Origin of the sequence: Achromobacter aloeverae (assembly GCF_004121055.1) — a bacterium.
In the GTDB taxonomy this organism is placed as follows: Bacteria; Pseudomonadota; Gammaproteobacteria; order Burkholderiales; family Burkholderiaceae_B; genus Bordetella_C; species Bordetella_C aloeverae.
This window is the reverse complement of sequence record NZ_PYAL01000005.1, coordinates 415,858-439,284: the sequence shown is the minus strand read 5'-3', so window position 1 is coordinate 439,284 and position 23,427 is coordinate 415,858. Positions and strand designations below refer to the sequence as shown.

22 protein-coding genes are annotated in these 23,427 nt (G+C 66.7%); 12 read left to right on the top strand and 10 right to left on the bottom strand.

What is annotated here, in order from left to right; genetic code table 11:
- Positions 1 to 157: 157 nt before the first annotated feature.
- Together C7R54_RS18750 and C7R54_RS18745 are read left to right on the top strand one after the other, a co-directional pair.
- Positions 158 to 2,059 (top strand): glycoside hydrolase family 15 protein, encoded by a 1,902-nt coding sequence (locus C7R54_RS18750; RefSeq protein ID WP_129151930.1) that lies wholly within the window; start codon positions 158 to 160, stop codon positions 2,057 to 2,059.
- Between the two features lie 189 nt (positions 2,060 to 2,248).
- Entirely contained in the window at positions 2,249 to 3,274 is a 1,026-nt protein-coding gene (locus C7R54_RS18745) for a DNA topoisomerase IB (RefSeq protein WP_129151929.1), read from the top strand.
- Between the two features lie 11 nt (positions 3,275 to 3,285).
- Here the strand turns inward: C7R54_RS18745 and ppk2 are convergent, their stop codons facing one another.
- The 3 genes from ppk2 to C7R54_RS18730 form a co-directional block, all read right to left on the bottom strand.
- Positions 3,286 to 4,197, bottom strand: coding sequence for a polyphosphate kinase 2 (ppk2, locus tag C7R54_RS18740; RefSeq protein ID WP_192903693.1), 912 nt, complete (start codon positions 4,195 to 4,197; stop codon positions 3,286 to 3,288).
- 228 nt (positions 4,198 to 4,425) lie between these two features.
- Positions 4,426 to 5,979: an MDR family MFS transporter gene (locus C7R54_RS18735; protein WP_129151928.1), complete on the bottom strand. Its 1,554-nt coding sequence runs from the start codon at positions 5,977 to 5,979 to the stop codon at positions 4,426 to 4,428.
- A 121-nt stretch (positions 5,980 to 6,100) separates the two neighbouring features.
- Complete coding sequence (locus tag C7R54_RS18730) at positions 6,101 to 6,595, bottom strand: MarR family transcriptional regulator (protein WP_129151927.1); 495 nt, start codon at positions 6,593 to 6,595, stop codon at positions 6,101 to 6,103.
- Positions 6,596 to 6,774: 179 nt separating this feature from the next.
- Here C7R54_RS18730 and C7R54_RS18725 point away from each other — a divergent pair, with 179 nt between their 5' ends.
- On the top strand, positions 6,775 to 7,521 hold the full coding sequence (locus C7R54_RS18725) for an aldolase (protein ID WP_129151926.1): 747 nt from the start codon (positions 6,775 to 6,777) through the stop codon (positions 7,519 to 7,521).
- Positions 7,522 to 7,650: 129 nt separating this feature from the next.
- Here C7R54_RS18725 and C7R54_RS18720 read toward each other — a convergent pair whose 3' ends face one another.
- Positions 7,651 to 8,442 (bottom strand): MetQ/NlpA family ABC transporter substrate-binding protein, encoded by a 792-nt coding sequence (locus tag C7R54_RS18720; RefSeq protein WP_129151925.1) that lies wholly within the window; start codon positions 8,440 to 8,442, stop codon positions 7,651 to 7,653.
- A 343-nt stretch (positions 8,443 to 8,785) separates the two neighbouring features.
- Between C7R54_RS18720 and argB the strand changes: the two genes are divergently transcribed.
- From argB to slmA, 3 genes are read left to right on the top strand one after another with little or no spacing between them, the layout of a single operon-like run.
- Positions 8,786 to 9,688, top strand: coding sequence for an acetylglutamate kinase (argB, locus tag C7R54_RS18715; RefSeq protein ID WP_129151924.1), 903 nt, complete (start codon positions 8,786 to 8,788; stop codon positions 9,686 to 9,688).
- Entirely contained in the window at positions 9,688 to 10,440 is a 753-nt protein-coding gene (locus C7R54_RS18710; protein WP_129151923.1) for a pyrimidine 5'-nucleotidase, read from the top strand. Before argB ends, C7R54_RS18710 begins: the two co-directional genes overlap by 1 nt.
- A 56-nt stretch (positions 10,441 to 10,496) precedes the next feature.
- Positions 10,497 to 11,081, top strand: coding sequence for a nucleoid occlusion factor SlmA (slmA, locus tag C7R54_RS18705; RefSeq protein WP_129151922.1), 585 nt, complete (start codon positions 10,497 to 10,499; stop codon positions 11,079 to 11,081).
- A gap of 24 nt (positions 11,082 to 11,105) precedes the next feature.
- Here the strand turns inward: slmA and C7R54_RS18700 are convergent, their stop codons facing one another.
- The gene (locus tag C7R54_RS18700) at positions 11,106 to 12,107 is read right to left on the bottom strand and encodes a Bug family tripartite tricarboxylate transporter substrate binding protein (RefSeq protein ID WP_129151921.1); all 1,002 of its coding nucleotides are present in this window, start codon (positions 12,105 to 12,107) and stop codon (positions 11,106 to 11,108) included.
- A gap of 117 nt (positions 12,108 to 12,224) precedes the next feature.
- Here C7R54_RS18700 and C7R54_RS18695 point away from each other — a divergent pair, with 117 nt between their 5' ends.
- Genes C7R54_RS18695 through C7R54_RS18685 form a run of 3 tightly spaced genes read left to right on the top strand, consistent with a single transcriptional unit; the run spans position 12,225 to position 15,696 of the window.
- Positions 12,225 to 13,958, top strand: a complete 1,734-nt coding sequence (locus C7R54_RS18695) for an IlvD/Edd family dehydratase (protein ID WP_129151920.1) — start codon at positions 12,225 to 12,227, stop codon at positions 13,956 to 13,958.
- Between the two features lie 32 nt (positions 13,959 to 13,990).
- Complete coding sequence (locus C7R54_RS18690; protein WP_129151919.1) at positions 13,991 to 14,689, top strand: GntR family transcriptional regulator; 699 nt, start codon at positions 13,991 to 13,993, stop codon at positions 14,687 to 14,689.
- A gap of 50 nt (positions 14,690 to 14,739) precedes the next feature.
- Positions 14,740 to 15,696, top strand: coding sequence for a 3-hydroxyacyl-CoA dehydrogenase family protein (locus C7R54_RS18685; RefSeq protein ID WP_129151918.1), 957 nt, complete (start codon positions 14,740 to 14,742; stop codon positions 15,694 to 15,696).
- 25 nt (positions 15,697 to 15,721) lie between these two features.
- Here the strand turns inward: C7R54_RS18685 and C7R54_RS18680 are convergent, their stop codons facing one another.
- From C7R54_RS18680 to gpmA, 5 genes are read right to left on the bottom strand one after another with little or no spacing between them, the layout of a single operon-like run.
- Positions 15,722 to 17,131, bottom strand: coding sequence for an FAD-binding oxidoreductase (locus C7R54_RS18680; RefSeq protein ID WP_129151917.1), 1,410 nt, complete (start codon positions 17,129 to 17,131; stop codon positions 15,722 to 15,724).
- A gap of 29 nt (positions 17,132 to 17,160) precedes the next feature.
- Positions 17,161 to 17,910 carry a HesA/MoeB/ThiF family protein gene (locus tag C7R54_RS18675; protein ID WP_129151916.1) on the bottom strand — a complete coding sequence of 250 codons (750 nt, stop codon included), beginning with the start codon at positions 17,908 to 17,910 and terminating at the stop codon, positions 17,161 to 17,163.
- Positions 17,911 to 17,925: 15 nt separating this feature from the next.
- Entirely contained in the window at positions 17,926 to 19,410 is a 1,485-nt protein-coding gene (locus C7R54_RS18670; protein ID WP_129151915.1) for a S41 family peptidase, read from the bottom strand.
- 34 nt (positions 19,411 to 19,444) lie between these two features.
- Positions 19,445 to 20,986, bottom strand: coding sequence for a murein hydrolase activator EnvC family protein (locus tag C7R54_RS18665; RefSeq protein WP_129151914.1), 1,542 nt, complete (start codon positions 20,984 to 20,986; stop codon positions 19,445 to 19,447).
- A 5-nt stretch (positions 20,987 to 20,991) separates the two neighbouring features.
- Entirely contained in the window at positions 20,992 to 21,744 is a 753-nt protein-coding gene (gene gpmA / locus C7R54_RS18660) for a 2,3-diphosphoglycerate-dependent phosphoglycerate mutase (RefSeq protein ID WP_129151913.1), read from the bottom strand.
- A gap of 170 nt (positions 21,745 to 21,914) precedes the next feature.
- On the opposite strand from gpmA, the gene C7R54_RS18655 reads away from it, so the two are divergent.
- The 3 genes from C7R54_RS18655 to secB all read left to right on the top strand — a co-directional run bounded on the left by C7R54_RS18655 (position 21,915) and on the right by secB (position 23,379).
- Positions 21,915 to 22,331, top strand: a complete 417-nt coding sequence (locus tag C7R54_RS18655; RefSeq protein ID WP_129151912.1) for a rhodanese-like domain-containing protein — start codon at positions 21,915 to 21,917, stop codon at positions 22,329 to 22,331.
- A gap of 151 nt (positions 22,332 to 22,482) precedes the next feature.
- A complete protein-coding gene (gene grxC, locus C7R54_RS18650) occupies positions 22,483 to 22,740 on the top strand; it encodes a glutaredoxin 3 (RefSeq protein WP_129151911.1) in 258 nt (85 codons plus the stop codon).
- A gap of 123 nt (positions 22,741 to 22,863) precedes the next feature.
- Entirely contained in the window at positions 22,864 to 23,379 is a 516-nt protein-coding gene (gene secB, locus C7R54_RS18645; RefSeq protein ID WP_129151910.1) for a protein-export chaperone SecB, read from the top strand.
- Positions 23,380 to 23,427: the final 48 nt, after the last annotated feature.

Genomic DNA, 23,427 nt, shown 5'->3' with positions numbered 1-23,427 from the left:
AGTCTATACAGGCGATGCACGTCCCGTCCGGCCACTTGTAACAACGAGCGAATCGGGCGTCGAGAATGTTACTCAATTCCCTCCGCCGCTACGGGTGTTACGCCAGGTTGCACCGCGGGATGAGGCGGTTACGGGCCCATGCTAGGCTGCTTATCCTATGCCTCGTCCACACACGTCCTCCCCCTCCAAGCCGTTGGAAGACTATGGCTTGATCGGCAACATGCTGTCGGCCGCGCTGGTCGCGCGCGACGGCTCCATCGATTGGCTGTGCCTGCCCTATTTCAATTCACCGGCCTGCTTCGCCGCCCTGCTTGGCGACGAATCGCACGGCCGCTGGCAGATACGGCCGCGCGATCCCGGCTGCCGCACGACGCGACGCTATGTGCCCGGCACGGCGGTGCTGGAGACGGTCCACGAAACGGACACCGGCAAGGTCACGGTATTCGACTTCATGCCGCTGTCCGAAGACGAACAACGGGTGGATGTGGTGCGCCTGATCCGGGGCGACGAAGGCCGGGTCGATATGGAGATGGAACTGGTCCTGCGCTTCAACTACGGCCAGGCCGTCCCCTGGGTCCGCCGGCGCGACTATGGCCTGAGCGCGGTGGCCGGCCCCGATGCCGTGGAACTCCATACCCAGCTACCCTTGAGCGGCGAGGACATGAAGACCAAGTCCCGCTTCACCGTGCACAAGGGCGATACGCCGGCCTTCACCCTTTCCTATCATCCATCGCACAAGCAGCCGCATTTCGTCCCCGATCGCAGCGAGAGCCTGGACCGCACCATCGCCTGGTGGCGCGAGTGGTCCAAGCGCTGCCGTGGCGATGCGGAGAACCATCCCCGGTGGCACGAGGCCATCGTGCGCTCGATGATCACGCTCAAGCTGCTGACGTTCAGCCCCACGGGCGGCATGGTGGCCGCGCCGACGACATCGCTGCCGGAACGGCTGGGCGGCGAACGCAACTGGGACTATCGCTATTGCTGGCTGCGCGATTCGGCCATGATCCTGTATGCCCTGCTCAACGGCGGCTACCGGGACGAGGCCGAGGCCTGGCGCCACTGGCTGATGCGCGCCACCTCCGGCCTGCCCGAGCAGTTGCAGATCATGTACGGCGTATCGGGAGAGCGGCACCTGCCGGAGTTCGAGCTGCCCTGGCTGCCCGGCTACGAGAACAGCAGGCCGGTGCGCATCGGCAACGCGGCGTCCACGCAAATCCAGATGGACATCTATGGCGAGGTGATCGAGGCCTTGCATGCCGCGCGCGAAGCCAGGCTGGCGCCCGTGGAACATGCCTGGCGCCTGCAGCGCGTGCTGCTGCAACCACTGAAGAAGCACTGGAATACGCGCGACCATGGCATCTGGGAAGTGCGCGGCCCGCGCCGGGCCTTCACCCATTCGCGGGTGATGTGCTGGGTGGCGTTCGACCGCGCCATCAAGTCGATCGAGCGTTTCAACCTGGACCTGAACGGTTCCAAGGAAGAATTGGTCGCCCTGCGCGACAAGGTCCATGACGATGTCTGCCGGCACGGTTTCGACGCCAAGCTCAACAGCTTCGTGCAGTCCTATGGCGGCAAGGCGCTGGACGCCAGCCTGCTCATGATTCCGCAAGTCGGCTTCCTGCCCATCGACGATCCGCGCGTCGAAGGCACCATCGCGGCCATCGAACAGCGCCTGCTGCGCGACGGCCTGGTCTATCGCTACGACACGAAGCAGACCGACGACGGCCTGCCCGACGGCGAGGGCGTGTTCCTGGCGTGCAGTTTCTGGCTGGCCGACGCCTATGTCATGCAGGGGAGGATGGACGAGGCGCGCGCGCTGTACGACCGGCTGCTGGGCCTGCGCAACGACCTGGGGCTGCTGGCGGAGGAGTACGATCCGGTCGCCAAGCGCCTGGTCGGCAACTTCCCGCAGGGGTTTTCGCACATCGGCCTGATCAACACGGGCTACAACCTGATGAAGGCGGCGTCGGGCCCCGCGCAGCAACGCGCCAGCAGCTCGGCGCCCCGTAATGGCGACGCGCAACACCATGGACCTGCCGGCGACGTGCCGCATGTATAGGAAACGCATGTATAGGAAGCACGTGTAGGCTACGCCCGGGATCCACGTCGCGGCGGCGCCTTCCTCGCGGCGGGCATGGGCCGCGCACGCAGGCGGGAAGTCCTGGCGGACAGGGCGTACAGGCCGGACAGGACATATGGGCACGCGGTTTGCATGGAGGCCGCCCCATGCCGGAGCGCTGGAGCCCCCATGCCGCAAGCCGCCACCCAGACCTGTCTCGCCGAGGCCGGCCTGGTCTATGTCGACGACCGCAAGCCCGGCGTCACACGCCGCCTCGTGCGCGGACGCTTTCAGTACTTTTCCGCCTCCGGCGAGCGTATCCGCGACCCGGAAACGATCAAGCGCATCGACGCGCTGGCGATCCCGCCGGCCTATGCCGACGTCTGGATCTGCCCCAAGGCCAATGGCCACATCCAGGCGACCGGGCGCGATGCGCGCGGCCGCAAGCAATATCGCTACCACGCGGCATGGCAGGAACTGCGCGGCGCCAACAAGTATGGACAGCTATCCGAGTTCGCCGCCGCGCTGCCGCGCATCCGCCGCCAGGTGCAGCGCGACATGGCCGGCGCCGGGCTGACGCAGCAGAAGCTGGTGGCGGTGGTGGTGCGCCTGCTGGAGACCACCCTCGTGCGCATCGGCACGCCGGCCTATGCACGCGCCAACGGGTCCTATGGCCTGACGACACTGAAGCGGCGGCACATCACGGTGGCGGGCGGCCGCATCCGCCTGCGCTTTCGCGGCAAGAGCGGTGTCGAACACGACGTGACCGTGGCGGACCGCCGCATCGCGGCGGTGGTCAAGCGGTGCATGGAGATCTCCGGCCAGGAGTTGTTCCGCTACCTGGACGACGAAGGCCAACCCCGCGGCGTGGACTCGGGCAGCGTCAACGACTACCTGCGTACCGCCGGCCGCGCCGACTTCACGGCCAAGCACTATCGCACCTGGGCGGGATCCGTGCTGGCGCTGGCCATGCTGCGCCAGCGCCCGTGGGAAAGCGAGACGCAGGCCAAGCGGGTGGTGGTCGACGTGGTGAAGGAGGTGGCCCGCCGCCTGGGCAACACGCCCGCGGTATGCCGCGATTGCTATATCCACCCGCTCGTGCTGCAAACCTATCTCGCCGGCGAACTCAAGGCCGGGGGCCCCGCGCCCGCGAGCCCCAAGGGCTTGAATGCGGACGAAAGACGCTTGCTGGCGTTCCTGAAAGCAGCAGGCTGACGCCGGCCGCGTCAGTACTTCTCGGGCACCATCATGCTTTCCGGCACCGGATGGCGCGCATAGTCTTCGTGGCGCTCGCGCTGCGGCAGCACCACCATCGGCGGCTCGGTATCGACGTAGGGCATTTGCTGGAGCAGATGGTCGATGCAGTTCAGGCGCGCGCGCTTCTTGTCCACGGCCTGCACCACCCACCATGGCGCCTCGGGGATGTGCGTGCGGTCCAGCATGACTTCCTTGGCGCGGGTGTAGTCTTCCCAGCGGCGGCGCGACTCCAGGTCCATCGGGCTGAGCTTCCATTGCTTGAGCGGGTCGTGAATGCGGCCCAGGAAGCGGATGTTCTGCTCGTCGTCGGTGATGGAGAACCAGTACTTGATCAGTTGGATGCCGGAACGGACCAGCATCTTTTCGAATTCGGGCACCGAGCGGAAGAACTCTTCGTACTGATCGTCGGTGCAGAACCCCATCACGCGCTCGACGCCGGCACGGTTGTACCAGCTGCGGTCGAACAGCACCATCTCGCCGGCGGCCGGCAGGTGCGACACATAGCGCTGGAAATACCATTGCGTGCGTTCTCGATCGTTGGGCGCGGGTAGCGCGGCCACGCGGCAGACGCGGGGGTTCAGGCGCTGGGTGATGCGCTTGATCACGCCGCCCTTGCCGGCGGCGTCGCGGCCTTCGAAGATGATGACCACCTTGTGCCCGGTGGCGACCACCCAGTTCTGCAGCTTGACCAGTTCGCCTTGCAAGCGCAGCAGTTCGCGGAAATAGCGGTGGCGCCAGGCACGCTCCTCGTCGTCGGGCTGCGGGCGGCCCTCCAGTTCCTCGAACGTGCGGTCTTCCAGTTCCAGCTCCAGTTCTTCGTCGTAATGGTCGGCCAGGTCGCGGTGCAGGCGGCGCAGCAGGTCGGGATCGATGGGGGACACGTCAGGCTCCAGGAATCAGGAATCAGGAATCAGGAATCAGGAATCGGTCGCAATGGATCGCGCCATCCTATGACGCCCCCGTGGCAAGAATATGACTGGCGAGAATGCGGACAGCGCGGCTGACAGCCCGCACTAAAGAACCCCGGCCGAAGGGAAACCGCGGATCCGGGTCCCCCGGTCCGCTGGTTTCGCCCCCTGGGGGGCCGCGCTACGCGCGGTGGGGGGGCCTCACTCAGCTGCGACGTGCATCTCCTCGGCAGAGGGGGGTGGGGCCTTTTTATTGACGCGCATGAAGACCAGGCAGGGGATGGCGGCCAGGGTCATCCACAGCATAAGCCGGAAATCGTCCAGGTAGGCGACGAAGGCCGCCTGGTTGTCGATCAGGGCGTTGAGTCCCGCCATGCCGGCCTGGCCGTTCAGGTTGAATACCTGCGCCAGGGCATCCGGATGCTGCATCAGGGTCTCGGCCGAGACCAGCGTGGTCAGCGACGCATGCATGGTCGACGAGTTGCGCACGAACAGGCTCTGCATGACCGAAATGCCGATGCTGCTGCCGATATTGCGCGACAGGCTGTAGATGGCGGTGCCGTCCGGACGCAGACCCCGGTCCAGCGTGGAAAACGTCATCGTGGTCAGCGGTACGGAGATGAAGCCCAGGCCCAGCCCCTGGACGAAGCCCGGAAAGGCGATCTCCCATTCGGTAACCTGCGGCGTATAACCCGCCATTTGCCATAGCGACAATGCCGTCAGTCCAAAACCCAACCCGATGATCAAGCGGCCGTCCATGCGTCCCACCATGCGCCCGGCGAACAGCATGGACACCATGGTGCCGGCGCCGCTGGGCGCGGTCACCAGGCCGGTGGTGACCACCGGATAGCCAAGAATGGTCTGCAGCATGGGCGGCAGCAAGGCCCGGGTCGCGTAAAGCAGCAGGCCGACCAGGAAGTAGAAGGCCAGGCCCATGGCGAAATTACGGTCGCGCAGCAGGTCTACCTTGAAGAAGGAATCGCGCCCGGACGTGGCGGTGTGCAGCAGGAAGAACGTGAAGGCGATGAAGGCGGCGATGGCATAGGTGCGGATCTCGATGGCATCGAACCAGTCGACCTGCTCGCCCCGGTCCAGCAGCAGCTGCAGCAGGCCGATGGACAACGCCAGCGTGGTGAAGCCAAAGACATCGAAGCGCCTGGGACGCTCGTGCGGCGCCTCTTCGTGGATGTAGCGGTAGACACCGTAGAAGGACAGGACGCCCACCGGCAAGTTGATCAGGAACACCCACCGCCAGTTCATGTTGTCGGTCAGCCACCCGCCCAGCGTGGGGCCGAGGATGGGGCCCAGCATCACGCCCATGCCCCATACCGCCATGGCGCGGCCATGGTCCTTGGGTTCGTTGATGTCCAGCATCACGGCTTGCGACAGCGGCACCAGCGCTGCCCCGAAAGCGCCCTGCAACAGGCGCGCGACCACGATTTCCAGCATATTGCCCGCCGCGCCGCAGGCCAGCGACATGATGGTGAAGCCAGCGATGGACACCAGGAACACCTTCTTGCGGCCGTAGCGCCCATTCAGCCAGCCCGTCACCGGCGTGGCGATCGCCGCCGCCACGATATACGACGTCAGCACCCAGGTAATCTGGTCCTGCGACGCCGACAGTCCGCCCGCCATATGGGGCAAGGCGACGTTGGCGATGGTGCTGTCCAGCGTCTGCATGATGGTGGCCAGCATGACCGACACCGTGATCATCAAACGGTGGGGGACGGCCGAGGCTTGCGATTCGGTATTCATGGAGAAATCACTGCGAGTAGGACGACTGCCAAATTGGTGGCCGCCAAATTAATAACTAGCGTTATTACTTGCCTAAAAAAAAGCCGACCTGGCGCCGCTGGGCGGCGCCCGCCGGATGCCGTCAGCTGAAGCGTGCCAGGAGCTTGCGCAGCAGGCGCTCCAGTTCATCGATCTCGCCCGGCTCGAACGGCTCGAACATCTCCTTCAACTGCGCACGCCGGCGCGGCATGTTCTCCTTCACGAAATCCAGGGCCTTGGGCGTCAGTTGCAGGAACACCTGGCGCCGGTCCTGCTCGCTGCCGAAGCGCTCGACGAAGCCCTGGCGTTCCAGCTCCTTGGCCACCCGCGTGCTGTTGGTGCGCGACGAGTTCATGAAAACGCTAAGTTCCGAAGGCTTGAGCCTGTGCCCTTCGGCCGCGTAGATCACCACCAGGGACGTCCACAGCGTCGAGTTCAAGCCGTGCGCCCGCAACGGTTCGTCCATATAGTCGGCCATGCTTGTGGCAAGATGCAGGACCAGGCGGCTGAGTACCGATTCGCGCAACTGCTGGCGCGAAGCCAGGCGCTGCGCCAGGTCGCGCATGGCCTGTTCGAAAGGCTCGAAAGAAGACGTCATGGGAAGCGGCGGCGATGCGTGGGTGGGGAGCAAAGTAGTAACGCTAGTTATTATATCCCTGCCGTACCGGCGGGCCAACTTCCATCGGCCGGCGATTGGCGGTTAAATGGGCGGCCAGGCGGCAAGGCCGCCGGTACGCCTGCGTTTCCACGCTCCTCTTTCCCTGTCCTCGGCCCCCAATGGATACCCTGTCTCGCGATATCGTCGCCCACCCGCTCGAAACCCTGTCCCTGCGCGCCGACCTGGCGCTGGCGCTGCGCGCGGCCGCGCATCATGGCCTGGAAGAAGGCGTCTGCAATCACTTCAGCGTGGTGATTCCCGATGGTTCGGACCGCTTCCTGATCAACCCGCGCGGCTTGCACTGGAGCGAGATCGACGCCGACGATATCGTCATGGTGGACGGTGACGGCAAGCGCCTGGCCGGCCATCACGAAGTCGAGACCACCGCCATGTTCATCCACGCGGCCGTGCACCGCATCGCCGGCAAGGCCTGTGTGCTGCACACCCACATGCCCTATGCGACGGCGCTCACGCTGACGTCTCGGCGCATGCTGGATACGACGCTGTCGCAGTCGGCCATGCGCTTTCACGGCCGCGTCGCCACGGACGGCAAGTACAACGGGCTGGCGCTCACGCCGGCCGAGGGCGAGCGCATCGCGCGCGCCATGAACGGCGCCGATATCGCGTTCCTGGGCAACCACGGCGTGGTGGTCTGCGGCGAGCGCATCGACTATGCCTACGAGGACCTGTACTTCGTCGAGCGCGCCTGCGAGGCCGAGGTGCTGGCCCGCTCCACCGGCCTGCCGCTGGAGCCCGTCGCGCCCGAAATGGCGCAATTCGTGGCTGACCAGACCGCCGGCGAACGGCTGCAGTCGACCCTGTTCTTCGAGGCGCTGCGGCGCATGCTGCCGCCGCCGCGGCGCTGAAGCCCGGCGGCGCGCAAAGACCAAGCCCGGCATGTGCCGGGCTTTGTTTTTAGCCGCCTGTCTCGGCCGCGCCGGCGGCCCCGGCGCGGCGCGATGCGCCCCCGGCCAACCCGCCCGCGCATTCCGCCATCAGAATGCCGGAACGACCGCGCCCTTGTACTTTTCCAGGATGAACTTCTTCACCTCGTGGGTGTGCAGGGCCTGCACCAGCTTGGCCAGCGCCGGCGAGCCCTTGTTGTCCTCGCGCGCCACGATCAGGTTGGCGTAGGGCGAATCGGCGCCTTCGATGAACAGCGCGTCGCGGGTGGGCACCAGCCCCGCCTCCAGGGCGTAATTGGTATTGATCAGCGCCAGGTCCACGTCGTCCAGGGAGCGCGGCAGCATCGCCGCCTCCAGCTCGCGGAACTTCAGGTGCTTGGGATTGGTGGCCACGTCCAGGGAAGTCGCCTGGATATTGGAGGGGTCCTTGAGGGTGATGAGGCCCTGCCTCGCCAGCAGCAGCAAGGCCCGGCCGCTGTTGGAGGGGTCGTTGGGAATGGCCACGGTGGCGCCGTCCTTCAGGTCGGCGACCTTCTTGATCTTGCGGGAATAGGCGCCGAAGGGCTCGACGTGCACCGCGGCCACCGGCACCAGGTGGGTCCCGCGATCCTTGTTGAAGGTATCCAGGTAGGGCTTGTGCTGGAAGAAATTGGCGTCGACCTGCTTGTCGGCGGTTTGCAGATTGGGCTGGACGTAGTCGCTGAACACCTTGATGTCCAGGTCCACGCCCTCGCGCGCCAGCGTCGGCTTGACGAATTCCAGGATTTCGGCGTGCGGGACCTGGGTCGCCGCGATCACCAGCTTGTCCGCCGCCGGCGCGGTGCCGGCCAGCAAGAGCGCGCCCGCCAGGGCGGCGAATGCACGCAGGGATGTCTTGAACATGAGCAGTTTCCTCCTAGGTGTAATACCGGCCAGCGAACCGGGCAGTGAACCGGGCCGTCGTGCGGGACCGTGGTGCCGGACCGCAGTGCCGGACCGTAATGCCGGGCGCCGCGGCCGCCGACGCCCCGCGGCGCCGCCGGGCCAGTGCCCAGGGGGCCGAATCTACATGAAGCGGACTTATTTGTATCCCATATTCACATAGCGCGCTGGCATAAGCCCCGACGGGTACTACAATCGCGCTTGTGCTTCGTCGGCTGGCGCTCGGTCGCCCGCCGGCGGAAACGGCCTGCCACCCTCGCAGGCTTTTTTTCATCTCCCTTTATTCCCAGGGTAACGCACCGCCATGACCGACATCCAAGATCCTGCCGCCTCCTTGACGCCCGCCGTCAAGGCCAGTGTTTTGTCCGAGGCCCTGCCCTATATCCGACGATTCCACGGCAAGACCATCGTGGTGAAGTACGGCGGCAATGCCATGACCGAGGAGCGGCTGCAACGCAGCTTCGCCCATGACGTCGTCCTGCTCAAGCTGGTCGGCCTGAACCCCGTGGTGGTGCACGGCGGCGGCCCGCAGATCGACGACGCGCTGCGCCGCATCGGCAAGCAGGGCACGTTCGTGCAGGGCATGCGCGTCACCGACGCCGAGACCATGGAAGTGGTCGAATGGGTGCTGGGCGGCCAGGTCCAGCAGGACATCGTCATGATGATCAACGAGGTCGGCGGCAAGGCCGTGGGCCTGACCGGCAAGGACGGCGGCCTGATTCGCGCCCGCAAGAAGCTGATGGACAACAAGGAGAATCCCGCCGAGCCGATCGATATCGGCTTCGTCGGCGACATCACCCAGGTCGATCCGGCGGTGGTCAAGGCCTTGCAGGACGACCAGTTCATCCCCGTCATCTCGCCCATCGGCTACGGCCAGGACGGCACCGCCTACAACATCAATGCCGACGTGGTCGCCGGCAAGATGGCCGAGGTGCTGGGCGCCGAAAAGCTGCTGATGATGACCAACACCCCGGGCGTGCTGGACAAGAACGGCAAGCTGTTGCGCAGCCTGTCGGCGCGCGCCATCGACGAGCTCTTCGCCGACGGCACGATTTCGGGCGGCATGCTGCCGAAGATTTCCTCGTCGCTGGACGCGGCGCGCAGCGGCGTGAACTCGGTACACATCGTCGACGGCCGCGTGCCGCACTGCCTGCTGCTGGAACTGCTGACCGACCAGGGCGTGGGCACCATGATCACGTCGCGCTGATGCTGGCACGACGCAACCTGCTGCGGCCGGCCGCTCGCCTGCGGCGTTCCCGCCGCGTCGGGGCGGGCGCGGGCACCGGCGCCGGTCGCCTCTGGCTGTTCGATCTCGACAACACGCTGCACAACACCTCGCACGCCATCTTCCCGCGCATCGACGCGGGGATGACGCGCGCGGTGGAGCAGGCCCTGGGCGTGGACACGGCCACCGCCAACGCGCTGCGCAAGGAGTACTGGCAGCGCTACGGCGCCACCGTCATCGGGCTGGTGAAGCACCATGGCATAGACGCGGACGAATTCCTGCGGATGAGCCACGATTTCGACGTCAGGCCCTTGATCCGCTCCGAGAGCGGACTGGCGGCCAAGCTGCGTCGCCTTCCGGGCCGCAAGGTACTGCTGACCAATGCGCCCTATCACTATGCGCGCGCGGTGCTGCGGCACATGGGCGTCCTGCGCCAGTTCGAAAGCCTCTGGTCCATCGAGCACACGCGCTGGCACGGCGGTTTCCGGCCCAAGCCCTCCCCCGCCCTGCTGCGCCACGTGCTGGCGCGCGAAGGCGCGGCGCCGCGCAACACCGTGCTGGTCGAGGACACGCTGGCCAATTTGCGGGGTGCGCGCCGCGCCGGCCTGCGCACGGTCCATGTGTTCCACCCCGGCACCCCGTTTGCAAGCGGCCTGCGGCAGCGGCCGTCCTACGTGGACTTGCGGGTAAACTCGGTCAGCGAGCTGCTGCTGAGCCGGCGGCCCCTGCGATAGGTTCCCCGGTTCCTCCCCCAACCTTTTGACTATCCGCGTCCGACGCGGCGACAGCCATGGCAAGCAGACCCGGCGAGAAAAAAACGCAGATACTGCAGACGCTGGCCGAGATGCTGGAACAACCGCACGCCGCGCGCATCACCACCGCCGCACTGGCCGGCCGCATGCAGGTTTCCGAAGCGGCGCTGTATCGGCATTTCGCGAGCAAGGCCCAGATGTTCGAGGGCCTGATCGAATTCATCGAGACGACCATCTTCACGCTGGTCAACCAGATCAATGCCGCCGAACCGAGCGGCGTGCAACAGGCGCGCGGCATGATCGGCATGCTGCTGTCCTTTTCGGAGAAGAACAAGGGCATGACGCGCGTGCTCACCGGCGATGCCCTCGTCACCGAGGACAACCGCCTGCAGGAACGCATCAATCACATCAACGACCGCATCGAGGCCTCGATCAAGCAGGCCTTGCGCACCGCCGTCGAGGACGGCGGCCTGCCCGCGGATGCCGACATCGCCGCCCACGCCAGCCTGCTCACCCACTTCGTGCTGGGCCGCTGGCTGCGCTATGCGCAGAGCGGCTGGCGCGTGCCGCCCACGGCGCATATGGAAGAACAACTGCGGCTGACCTTGGGGACGGCGGGCTGAGACCCGGATCCCCCAGGCCGGGGATTACTGCTCGGGCTTGATGTTCGCCTTCTGGATCACCATGGTCCATTTGTCGATTTCAGCCTTGATCTCCTTTGCCGTGCCCTGCGGCGTGGCGTACTCGGCGATGACGCCCTGCTCCAGCATCTGGGCCTTGACCGCATCGCTGGACAACACTTTCTTCAAGGCGCCATTGAGCGTGTCGATCACGGCCGGCGGCGTGCCGGCCGGGGCCAGGATGCCGAACATGGAGCTGACCTCGAAGCCTTGCAGGCCAGCCTCCGAGGCCGTGGGCAGGTCGGGCAGGGTGGGAATGCGCTTGGCCGACGCGGCCGCCAGCGGGCGCAGGTTGCCGGCCTTGATCTGCGGCTGCGCGGCGGGCGCGGTCTCGATCATGGTCAATACCTGTCCGCCCACCAGGTCGGTCATCGCGGGACCGCTGCCGCGATAGGGAACATGCAGCATGTCGACCCCGGCCGCCACCTTGAACAACTCGCCGGCGAGGTGCTGGGGGGAACCGTTCCCGGACGACGCGAACGTCAACTGGCCCGGCTTGGACTTGGCCAGCGCGATGAGCTCCTGCAGGTTCTTGGCCGGCACCTGGGGATTGACCACGAAAACCAGCGGCACGCGGCCCAGCATGGAGACCGGCGCGAAGCTCTTCTGCAGGTCGTAAGGCACCTTGCTGCCGTACAGGGCGGCGTTGATGGAGTGGCTGGTCAGGGCGCCCATCAGCAGCGTATAGCCGTCCGGAGGCGCCGCGGCAACGGCCGCCGCGCCGATGTTGCCGGTGGCGCCCGCGCGGTTCTCCACCACCACGGATTGGTGCAGTTCCTGGCCCAGCGCCTGGGCGGCGACGCGCCCTATCACGTCGGTGGCGCCGCCCGGGGGATAGGGCACGATGAGGCGTATGGGTTTGTCGGGATACGCGGCGGCCTGCGCCGCCATGGGTACGGCCAGGGGGATGGCCAACGCCAAAGTCCCGGCAGCAAGGGCGCGCAGGAACTGTACGCGGTGTGATCGCATGGTCTAGTCTCCGTTTTATCGCGCGCCTGGTGAGGCACGCATTTTTTGAGCGACCATGATAGAAAGTTGATGATACTATCGTCAACATTATTATCAATAATCTGACGAGACGCGGCGATGACCGACCAAGACGATCCCAAGGGCATGCGCAAAGGCCTGACCAGCTACGGCGACGCCGGTTTTTCCTTGTTCCTGCGCAAGGCCTTCATCAAGGGCGCGGGCTATACCGACCATGCGCTGGACCGGCCGGTGATCGGCATCGTCAACACGGGCAGCGCCTACAACCCCTGTCATGGCAATGCCCCGCAACTGATCGAGGCGGTCAAGCGCGGGGTGCTGATGGCCGGCGGCCTGCCTATGGATTTCCCCACCATCTCGGTCCACGAAAGCTTTTCGTCGCCGACCAGCATGTACTTGCGCAACCTGATGTCCATGGACACCGAGGAAGCCATCCTGGCGCAGCCCATGGACGCGGTGGTGATGATAGGCGGCTGCGACAAGACGGTGCCGGCGCAGTTGATGGGCGCGGCCTCGGCCAACGTGCCCGCCATCGAGCTGGTCACCGGCTCGATGCTGACCAGCTCGCATCGGGGCGAGCGCGTCGGCGCCTGCACCGATTGCCGCCGCTATTGGGGCAAGTACCGCGCCGAGGAGATCGACGACGAGGAAATCGTCGACGTGAACAACCGCCTGGTCGGCAGCGTCGGCACCTGCTCGGTGATGGGCACGGCCAGCACCATGGCGTGCATCACCGAGGCACTGGGCATGATGGTGCCCGGCGGCGCCTCGGCGCCCGCGGTGACGGCCGACCGCGTGCGCGTGGCGGAGGTGACCGGCACCACCGCCGTGCAGCTGGCCCGCAGCAAGCTGACGCCGGACCGCATCATGACGGCCAAGGCCTTCGAGAACGCATTGCGCGTGCTGCTGTCCATCGGCGGGTCGACCAACGGCATCATCCACCTGACCGCCATCGCCGGCCGCATGGGTTTCGAGGTCGACCTGGCGCGCGTCGACGCGCTCAGCCGCGAAACGCCCGTGCTGGTGGACCTGAAGCCGTCCGGCCAACACTACATGGAAGATTTCCACAAGGCAGGCGGCATGCAGGCCCTGCTGCGGGAGTTGCGGCCGCTGCTGCACCTGGACGCGCTGACCGTGACCGGCCGCACGCTGGGCGAGGAACTGGACGCCGCCCCGGCGGCGTTCGCGCAGGATGTCATCCGGCCCTTCTCCCAGCCCATCTATCCGCAAGGCGGCATCGCCGTGCTCAAGGGCAACCTGGCGCCCGGCGGCGCCATCATCAAGCAATCGGCGGCGGCGCCGGCGCTGATGGAGCATGAGGGCCGCGCGGTCGTGTTCGAGAACGCCGAGGACCTGGCGCAGCGCGTCGACGATCCCGACCTCGACGTCCAGCCCGAGGACATCCTGGTGCTCAAGATGATCGGTCCCAAGGGTGCGCCGGGCATGCCCGAGGCAGGCTACATGCCCATTCCGCGCAAGCTGGCCAAGGCCGGCATCAAGGACATGGTGCGCATTTCCGACGGCCGCATGAGCGGCACGGCGGCCGGCACCATCGTGCTGCATGTGACGCCCGAGTCCGCCGTCGGCGGTCCGCTGGCCTATGTGCGCACCGGCGACCGCATCCGCTTGAGCGTGGCCAACCGCGAGCTCGCCTTGCTGGTGGACGACGCCGAACTGGCGCGCCGCGCCGCCGAACAACCGCAAGAAACGCCCAGCGCGCCGCGCGGGTACCGCAAGCTGTTCCTGCAGTCCGTGACCCAGGCCGACCAGGGCGTGGACTTCGACTTTTTGCGAGCCGCCGAGATTCGCGGGAAAATCCCGGGCTCGCGTTGACGCCACCCCCGCCCAGCCGTACCCGATCGACCATGTCCCGTCTTGCCGATACGCCCGATTTCGCCCAACCTGCCGCACAGACGGCGCTGGAACGGGCCGTGCAGGCGTTGGAAGAAGACATCGTGCTGGGCCGCCTGCATCCGCGCGAACGGCTCATCGAAGACGATCTGATGCAGCGCTTCGACCTCAAGCGCCACGCGGTGCGCGAGCTGCTCGTTGAACTGGCGCGGCTGGGGCTGGCCGAGAGACGCAAGAACATCGGCTCCGAGGTGCGGTCCTTCGCGCCGCGCGAAGTCATCGAACTGTATGACATGCGCGAATTGCTGGAGACGCAGGCGGCGCGGCTGGTGCCCTGCCCCGCCAGCCCCGAGGCCCTGCATGCCCTCATCGAGATCCAGCACGAGCACGATGCCGCCGTCGACGCCGAGGATCCGCGCCAGGTTTTTCGCAGCAACCTGCGCTTCCACCAGGCCCTGTTCGGCCTGTGCGGCAATGGCGTGCTGGTGCGCGCCATACACGAATACGCGCGCCAGACGCACCCGATACGCTTTGGCACGCTGGTGACGTCCGAATACCGCCGCCAGGCCAGGCACGAGCACTGGGCCATGATAGAAGCCCTGCGCGAAGGGCGCCGGGAAGACCTGGTGGCCTTGTGCCGTGCGCACCTGCGGCCGTCGCGCGACGCCTATCTCGCGGCGAACCGGCACCTGGCCGATCCGCCCGCGGCCTGAATGCCGCCAGGCCGCACCCGTATCCCAAGCTGTTCATCCGGAGACCACACATGAGTCCAGCCATCCTGCCCGCCCCCTCCGCCTGCCATGCCGTCGTCGTCGGCGGCGGCACCATGGGCGCGGACGTCGCCGTGGTGCTGGCGCGCGCCGCCTGCCGCGTGACGGTCGTCGAGCGTGACGCCACGCGCCATGCGGGCATCCTCGACAGCGTGCGCGCGAATCTCGCGCAGCGCGGGCTGGAACGGCATGCCGCAGGCGTGCAGGTGGTGGCGGCCCTGGACGCGGTGGCCTGGCCCGATGTGCGCCTGGTCATCGAATGCATACCGGAATCGCTGCCCCTGAAGCAGGCGCTGTTCGCGGAGCTGGTGAAGCTGGCGCCGGCCCAGGCCCTGCTGGCCAGCAACAGCTCCAGCTTTCCCATCAGCCAGATCGGCGCCGGCCTGCCGACGCGCCAGCGCATGCTGGGCCTGCACTTCTTCATGCCGGCGCACCTGGTGCCGCTGGTGGAGGTGGTGCTATCGGCCGACACTGATCCAGCCGCGGGCGATGCCTTGCATGCCTTCATGCGCCGCTGCGGCATGGTGCCGGTACTGGTGCGCAAGGACGTGCCGGGTTTTCTCGGCAACCGCCTGCAGCACGCATTGACGCGCGAAGCCTTCGCGCTGGTGCAGGATGGCGTGGCCAGCGCCGAGGACGTCGACGCCGCCGTGCGCTTCGGCTTCGGCTTCCGCTTTCTCGCCGCGGGGCCCATCCTGCAGCGGGACCACGCCGGCCTGGAAGTCCATTGCGCCGCCACCGCCACCACTTACCCTTCCTTGTCCAAGGCCGATGGCCCCTTCCCCGTCCTCACGGAACGGGTGGCGGCCGGCAAGCTGGGCATGAAGACGGGTGAAGGCTTCTTCAAGTGGACGCCGGAAACCATCGCGGCGGAAAAGGCGCGCTATGCGCAAACCCTGCGCGCGGCGCTGGCGCTGATCGAAAGCGAACTGCCGCCGATCGAGCCCTGAGGTTTGCGCGCTACGCGGGCCCCTGCTACAGCAGCTTGCCCGGATTCATGATCCCGGCCGGATCGAGCAGCTTCTTGATGTCCTGCATCAAGCGCAACTCCAGGGGATGCTTGTAGCGATGGAAGTACTCGCGCTTGAGCTGTCCGATGCCATGCTCGGCGCTGATGCTGCCGTTGTAGCGCATGACTTCGTCCATCACTTCGGCGGTGATCGCCTCGCCCTGTTCGGCGGCCCAGGTGCTGGGCGCGCCGGCGGGACGCGAAATGTTGTAGTGCAGGTTGCCGTCGCCGAAATGGCCGAAGATAAAGGGTCGCACGCCGGCGTCCACGGCTTGCAGGCGCTTTTCGCAGGATGCCATGAAGGCCGGTATGTCCTCGATCGGCAGCGAAATATCGTGCTTGAGATGCGGGCCGTCGGCACGCTGCGCTTCGGAAATCTCCTCGCGCAGCTTCCACAAGGCCTGCAACTGGCTGAGGGACGCCGATACCGCCGCGTCCAGGCATAGCTCCTGCTCCAGGGCCTGGCCCATGACGGCCTCCAGCAAGGCGCCCAGCCCGTTTTCGTCGACGCTGTCCGCCAGCTCCACCAGCACATAGGCCGGATAGCGCTGCGCGAACGGCTCCTGCACGCCGGCGGCATGCGTAAGCACCAGGTCCACGCACGCGCCCGTGAAGAATTCGAAGGCCTGCAGGCGGGCGCCGCATTGTCCGTACAGCAGCTCGAACAATTGCAGCGCCTGCTGCGAAGAGGAGACGGCCGCCAGCACCACGGCGCGCACGTCCGCGCGCGGCAGCAGGCGCAGGGAGGCCGCGGTGATCACGCCCAGCGTGCCCTCGGAACCGATCAACAACTGCTTGAGGTCATAACCCGTGTTGTCCTTGCGCAGGGGGCGCAGCCCGTGGAAGACTTCGCCGTTGGGCAGCACGGCTTCCACGCCCAGCACCAGTTCGCGCGTCATGCCGTAGCGCACTACGTTCACGCCGCCGGCGTTGGTGGCCAGGTTGCCACCGATCTGGCAGGAGTCCTCGGCCGCCAGGCTCAGGGGCAGCAGGCGGCCGGCGTCCTGCGCCGCGCGGCGCAAGTTGCCGAGGATGCAGCCAGCCTCGGCCACCAGCGTATTGGCCACCGTATCCAGCGACCGCACCGCGTTCATGCGATCCAGCGACAGGATCACGTTATCGGCCGACCCGTCCGGCGTGGCGCCCCCGCACAGCCCCGTATTGCCGCCGCGCGGCACCACCGGCACGCCGACGTGCTGGCACAGGGCCAGGCAGCGCGATACCTGCTCGACGGTGCGCGGACGCACCACCGCCTGGGCCTGCCCCTTGTAGATACCGCGCCAGTCGGATAGCCACGGCGCGATGCCGTCGGGATCGATGGTGACCACGTCGGCGCCCAGCGCCTCGACGAGTTGGGAAGCAATATTCTTCGTCATGTTCTACGCCCGGGGATAGGAATTCGGGATCAGCGGCCGGCGCACACGGCGCACTCGTGATCGCGCGGCACGTTCATGCTGCGCCACTGCATATTGCGCACGTCCAGGTGCAGCAGGCGGCCCGACAGGCTGGTGCCCAGGCTCGCCAGCAGCTTGAGCGCCTCGGCGGCCTGCATGCTGCCGATGATGCCCACCAAGGGCGCGAACACGCCCATGGTGGCGCAATTGGCCTCTTCGACATCGTCGGCTTCGGGAAACAGGCAGTGGTAGCACGGCGCGGCATCGTCGCGCAGATCGAAGACGCCGACCTGCCCATCGAAGCGGATGGCCGCGCCGGAGACCAGCGGCTTGCGGTGCCGCACGCAGGCCCGGTTGATCTGGTGACGGGTGGTGAAATTGTCGGAGCAGTCCAGCACGACATCGGCGGCGGCGACCTGTTCATCCAGGTCGGCGTCGAGCAGGCGGCGCTCGATGATCCGCACGTCGACATCGGGATTGAGCGCCTGCAAGGTGGCGCGCCCGGAAGCCACCTTGGACTGCCCCAGGCGATCGGTGGCATGCAGCAACTGGCGCTGCAGGTTGCTCAGTTCGACGATATCGTCGTCCGCCAGCACGATGTGGCCGACCCCGGCGCTGGCCAGGTACATGGCGGCCGGCGAACCCAGCCCGCCGGCGCCCACCACCAGGGCCCGCGCGCCCAGGAAGGCTTCCTGGCCTTCGATACCCAGCTCGTCGAGCAGGATATGGCGCGCGTAACGCAGTAACTGCTGGTCGTCCATGTCGACGCGAACCGTTTACTTCGCCTTGCGGGGCTGCACTCCGTCCGGCGTGATGATCATGCGCTCGGTCGGCGCGGTCGGCGCCGACGCGCCTGCCTTGGCGGCCGCCGCGGTGGCATCCTTCGCATCCTGGTTGGACGCGGTGCGTGGCTGGGCCTTCTGGATCGGCCTGCCTTCCAGCGAATTGATGGCCTGCTGCAACTGGAAGTCGTCCTTGCCGCCGAACTCGAAAATCTTGGTCGGCGGATTGCCGGTGATGTCGGCCGCGTTGGACTTGAACTCCGTCTTGGGCTGGAGCGGATTATCCAGATGGTGCTGCAGGTCGGCTTCGCGCGGCAGGCGGAACAGGTCGCCTTCGGCGGTGTCGGCCACCACGTAGTCGGGTTCGATGCCGGTGGCCTGGATGGAACGGCCGTTGGGCGTGAAGTAGCGCGACGTGGTCAGCTTGATGGCCGTGTCCTCGGTCAGCGGCAGGATGACTTGCACCGAACCCTTGCCGAAGGTGCGATTGCCCATCACCTTGGCGCGCTTGTGATCCTGCAGCGCGCCCGCAACGATTTCCGACGCCGACGCCGAACCGACGTTGACCAGCACGACCATGGGCACGGTCTTGACCCAGGCGGGCAGGCCGGACAGATAGTTGCTTTCGCCGCGGGCATATTCCGCCGGCGTGGCCAGGTACTTGTGGCGCGCGTCGGGCGTGCGGCCATCGGTGGACACCACCAGCGCATCGTTGGGCAGGAACGCGCCGGCCACGCCGATGGCGCTGGTCAGCAGGCCGCCCGGGTCATTGCGCAGGTCCAGCACCAGGTACTTGGGCGGCTGCTTCGCGCCCAGGTCCGTCAATTGGCGCGCCAGGTCGGACCCGGTCTTTTCCTGGAACTGGGCGATACGCACATAGGCGACGCCGCCGTCCAGCATCTTGCTGCGCACGCTGCGCACCTTGATGATGTCGCGCACGATGTGCAGGACGATGGGTTGCGGCTGGTTGGCGCGCAGGATGGTGAGCGTGATCGGCGACTTCGGCGCGCCGCGCATCAGCTTGACCGCGTCGTTCAGCGCCATGCCCTTGGTGGACGTGTCGTCGATCTTGGTGATCAGGTCGCCCGCCAGCACGCCCGCGCGCGCCGCCGGCGTGTCCTCGATCGGGGAGATGACCTTGACGAAACCGTCCTCGGCGCCAACTTCGATGCCTAGCCCACCGAATTCGCCCTGGGTCTGCGTCTGCATATCCCGATACGCATCGGCGTCCAGGTAGGCGGAATGGGGATCCAGGCCCGACACCATGCCGGAGATGGCATTGTTGATCAGGGTCTTGTCATCGACGGGCTCGACGTAATTGCTCTTGATGGCGCCGAACACGCTGGTCAACGCACGCAACTCGTCCAGGGGCAAGGGGCTGCCACGCTGTGCGACGGCGGTCACTCCGACACTGAGCAGCACGCCGGCAACCACACCGACCGATACCAGACCGAAACTGCGATACTTGCGAGTGCCCATGCACACATCCTGAATTTGGTTTGCCGATACGCTTCTACTGGGCCAACCAAAGGGCTGGGTCCACTGGCGCGCCACCGTGACGAACTTCAAAGTATAGGCCCGATTCCACTTGACCGCCCGTGGCGCCGACCGTGGCGATGGCCTCTCCGGCCGCCACGCGGTCCCCCACCTGTTTAAGCAGGCTCTGGTTATAAGCGTAAACGGTCAGATATTGCTGACCATGGTCAATGATGATGAGGTTGCCGAAGCCGCGCAGCCAATTGGCGTAAACCACGGTGCCGGGGGCCACCACGTGCACCGGGGTGCCTTCGGCCGCACGCAGTACGATGCCGCGCCAGGTGCCCCCGTCCGGACGCCCCAGGCCGAAACGGCCCTGGATGGTGGCGCCGCTCACCGGCATGGGCAGGCCGCGCCGCAGCCCCTGGCCGGCCGGCGGCTGGGGCCGCGCGGCAACGGGCGGCTGGCGGGCCGGTTCAACCGGCTTTAAGCCTTCGAGGTCGCCGCGCGCCACCGGCCGGCCGGCATCCTTCGCGGCGGCTTCGGCCTCGGCGGCCTGGCGCGCGGCCTGGGCGGCGGCGGCGGCGTCACGGTGCGCGGCAGCTTCCGCCTGCTCGCGCGCCTGGGTCGCTTCCTTCTGTTCCTGGGCGCGGCGGGCCAACTGGGCCGTGCGTTCCGCCTGCTCAGCCTTGCGGCGTGCGTCCTCGGCCTTGCGGCGCGCCTCTTCCTGCGCCTTGCGGCGGGCCTCGTCGGCCTTGCGCGCGGCCTCGGCCTCGGCTTGCCGGCGCGCCTCTTCCGCCTTGCGGCGGGCTTCCTCGGCCTTGCGCGCCTCCTCGGCCTGCTTCTCGATGGCGGATTGCAGGTCGTCGATCAGGCGGCTCATGCGCTGGTCGTCGCGCCCCAGCTTGGTGGCTTCCTCGCGCTGGGCATTGATCTGCCCTTCGATACGCGCCAGGACCGTGGCGCGCTCCTTCTGCTGCGCCACCAGGGCATTTTTCTGTTCGGCCGTCTCGGCCACGACCTTGTCGATCTCGGCGCGGCGCGCGTCGGCGCGACCTTGCAACTGCGCCAGGCGATCCAGGTCCTCCCGCAGGGCCTGCACCGTTTGCGCGCGGGCCTGCGACACATAATCCAGATAGGCCAGGTTACGGCCCAACTGCTGGGGATCGTCGCCGGACAGCAGCGCGGTCCAGGGCGACAGGCCGCTGGTGTACTGCGCGCGCAACTGGCGCGCCAGTTCCGCGCGCCGCTGCGCCAGCACATCCTGCTGGCCGGCAAGCTGCTTTTCCAGGCTGGCCAGGTCGGCCTGCGCCTGCCGGCTCTGCTGGCCCAGCTCCGCCAGGCGGCGGTTGATCTGCGAAATGGCCGTCTCGGACTGGCGCAGCGAGTCGGCGGCCTCCTTGCGGTCCGATTCGCGCTGTTCGATGGTCTTCTGCAGCGACTGGATGCGGTCGCGCAGCGCCGATTGCTGGCGCTGCGCCTCGGTCTGGCGCTGCTCCAGGTCAGCGGGCGCGGCCCAGGACGCCACGGCCGGCAGCGCCAGGGCCACCGACCATACCAGGGATGCAGCCAGGCGCATCGCTATCAGGCCTTCTTCGCCTTGCCTTGCGCCGCCACCGCGGCCATCGCGGCTTCGATCGCCGCGGGGTCGCCCAGGTAATAGTGGCGGATAGGGCGCAGGTCGTCATCCAGTTCATAGACCAGCGGCTGGCCGGTGGGGATGTTCAGGCCGACGATATCGTCGTCCGAGATGTTGTCCAGGTGCTTGATCAGCGCGCGCAGGCTGTTGCCGTGCGCGGCCACCAGCACGCGGCGGCCCGCCTTGATCGCCGGCGCGATGGACTCGTTCCAGAACGGCAGCACGCGCGCGACGGTGTCCTTCAGGCATTCGGTGGCGGGCAACTGGTCGGCCGGCACCTTGGCGTAGCGGCTGTCGAAACGCGGATGGCGCTCGTCGTCCAGGGCGATGGGCTCCGGGGCGATGGCATAGGCGCGGCGCCAGATCAGCACCTGCTCGTCGCCGAACTTCGCGGCCGTTTCCGCCTTGTTCAGGCCTTGCAGGGCGCCATAGTGCCGTTCGTTCAGGCGCCAGCTGTTGCCCACGGGGGTGTACATGGCGTCCATCGCGTCCAATGCGATCCACAAGGTGCGGATGGCGCGCTTGAGCACCGATGTGAAGGCGACGTCGAAGACGTAGCCTTCCTTCTTCAGCAGCTCGCCGGCGGCGCGTGCCTCGGCGCGGCCCTTTTCGGTCAGGTCCACGTCCGTCCAGCCGGTGAAACGGTTTTCGAGGTTCCATTGGCTTTCGCCGTGGCGCATCAGGACAAGTTTGTGCATGGTGGGATCACATGAAACGGAAGTTGAAAAAACCGCGATTGGCGCTCATTTTATAATTGCCGGCTTGTAGCCCGCTGACACCCCCTTCCTGCCTGGCAGCCGAACGGGGTCGCAGCCTCGTCCTCCACGATCGAAGATCGTGGATAAACCGTGATATTTCAGGACCTTCCGTGGATTTTCTGCACTTCTTGCTGAGCCAGAACAACATCTTCATCCTTGCGGTCGCGGTGGTTTCCGGCGTCATGCTGCTGATGTCCACCCGCAAGGGCGGGTCGGGTGGCGTCAGCACCGCCGAGGCCATCCAGATGATCAACCAGCGCCAGGCCGTCTGGGTGGATGTCCGGCCGGTGGAACAGTTCCAGGCGGGTCATATCGCCCAGGCACGCAGCGTGCCGGCTGGCGATATCGAGAAAAAGGCGGCGTCGCTGCCCAAGAACAAGCCCCTGGTGGTGGTCGGCCAGGTCGGCCGCGATGCCACCAAGGCCGTGGCGGCGCTGCGGGCCCAGGGTTTCGCCGACGTGGTGGCGCTGGACGGCGGCATGAAGGCCTGGAGCGATGCCGGCCTGCCGGTTACCCAGCGGGCTTGAAGTCCACGGGCTTGAAGTCCGTGGATCTGAAGTCAGCAGGCTTTAAGCGCTTGACGGACCGGCCCCCAAGGCGCCGGTCCTCCGATTCCGAATTCATTGCGTGGGCAGGATGGCATCCGCCTTCATCCCACGGTAAGCCTAGAGACGCAAAATGAAGAAAGTCGTGATGTACGCAACTGGCTACTGCCCGTACTGCTCGCGCGCCGAAGCGCTGCTCAAGCAGCGCGGCGTCGAGCAGATCGAGAAAATCCTCATCGACCAGGATCCCGCCCAGCGCGACGTCATGATGCAGCGCACGGGTCGCCGCACGGTACCGCAGATCTACATCGGCGAAGACCATGTCGGCGGCTGCGACGACCTGTACGCGCTCGACCGCGCCGGCAAGCTGGTTCCCCTGCTGGCTGCCTGACGCGCGCCGGCGCCGCCGTTCGTCCCCGTCGCCACGACGGCGCAAGGGCGCCGCCGCGGCGCATGGCATCGTACATAGCACCACTCCTACACGCAGCACCCATTCATCCACCAGGAAATACTCATGGCCGATCAGGACCAAACCAACCAGCCGTCGTTCAATCTCCAGCGCGTCTATCTCAAGGACCTGTCGCTGGAAATGCCCAACGCGCCCCATGTGTTCCTGGAACAGGACACGCCGCAAGTCGAAGTCAACATCAATGTGGGCGGCCAGCGCCTGGCGGAAACCATTTTCGAATCTTCCGTGACGTGCACGGTGACCACCCGCATCAACGACAAGGTGCTGTACCTGGTCGAAGCCACGCAGGCCGGCATTTTCGAATTGGCGAACATTCCGGAAGACCAGATGGATCCGCTGTTGGGCATCGTCTGCCCGACCATGCTGTATCCCTACCTGCGCGCCAATATCGCCGACGCCATCACCCGCACCTCGCTGCCGCCCGTGCACCTGGCCGAAGTCAACTTCCAGGCCCTGTACGAGCAGCGCCTGGCCGAGCTGGCCCAGCAACAGCAGCAGGGCGGCGGCGCCAACGGCAACGACTCCGGCATCATCCTGCCGCCCAATGCCACCCGGCAATAAAACCGGCGCGACGGCACAGGCCATGCAAGGCGGCCAGCCGGCCGCCGC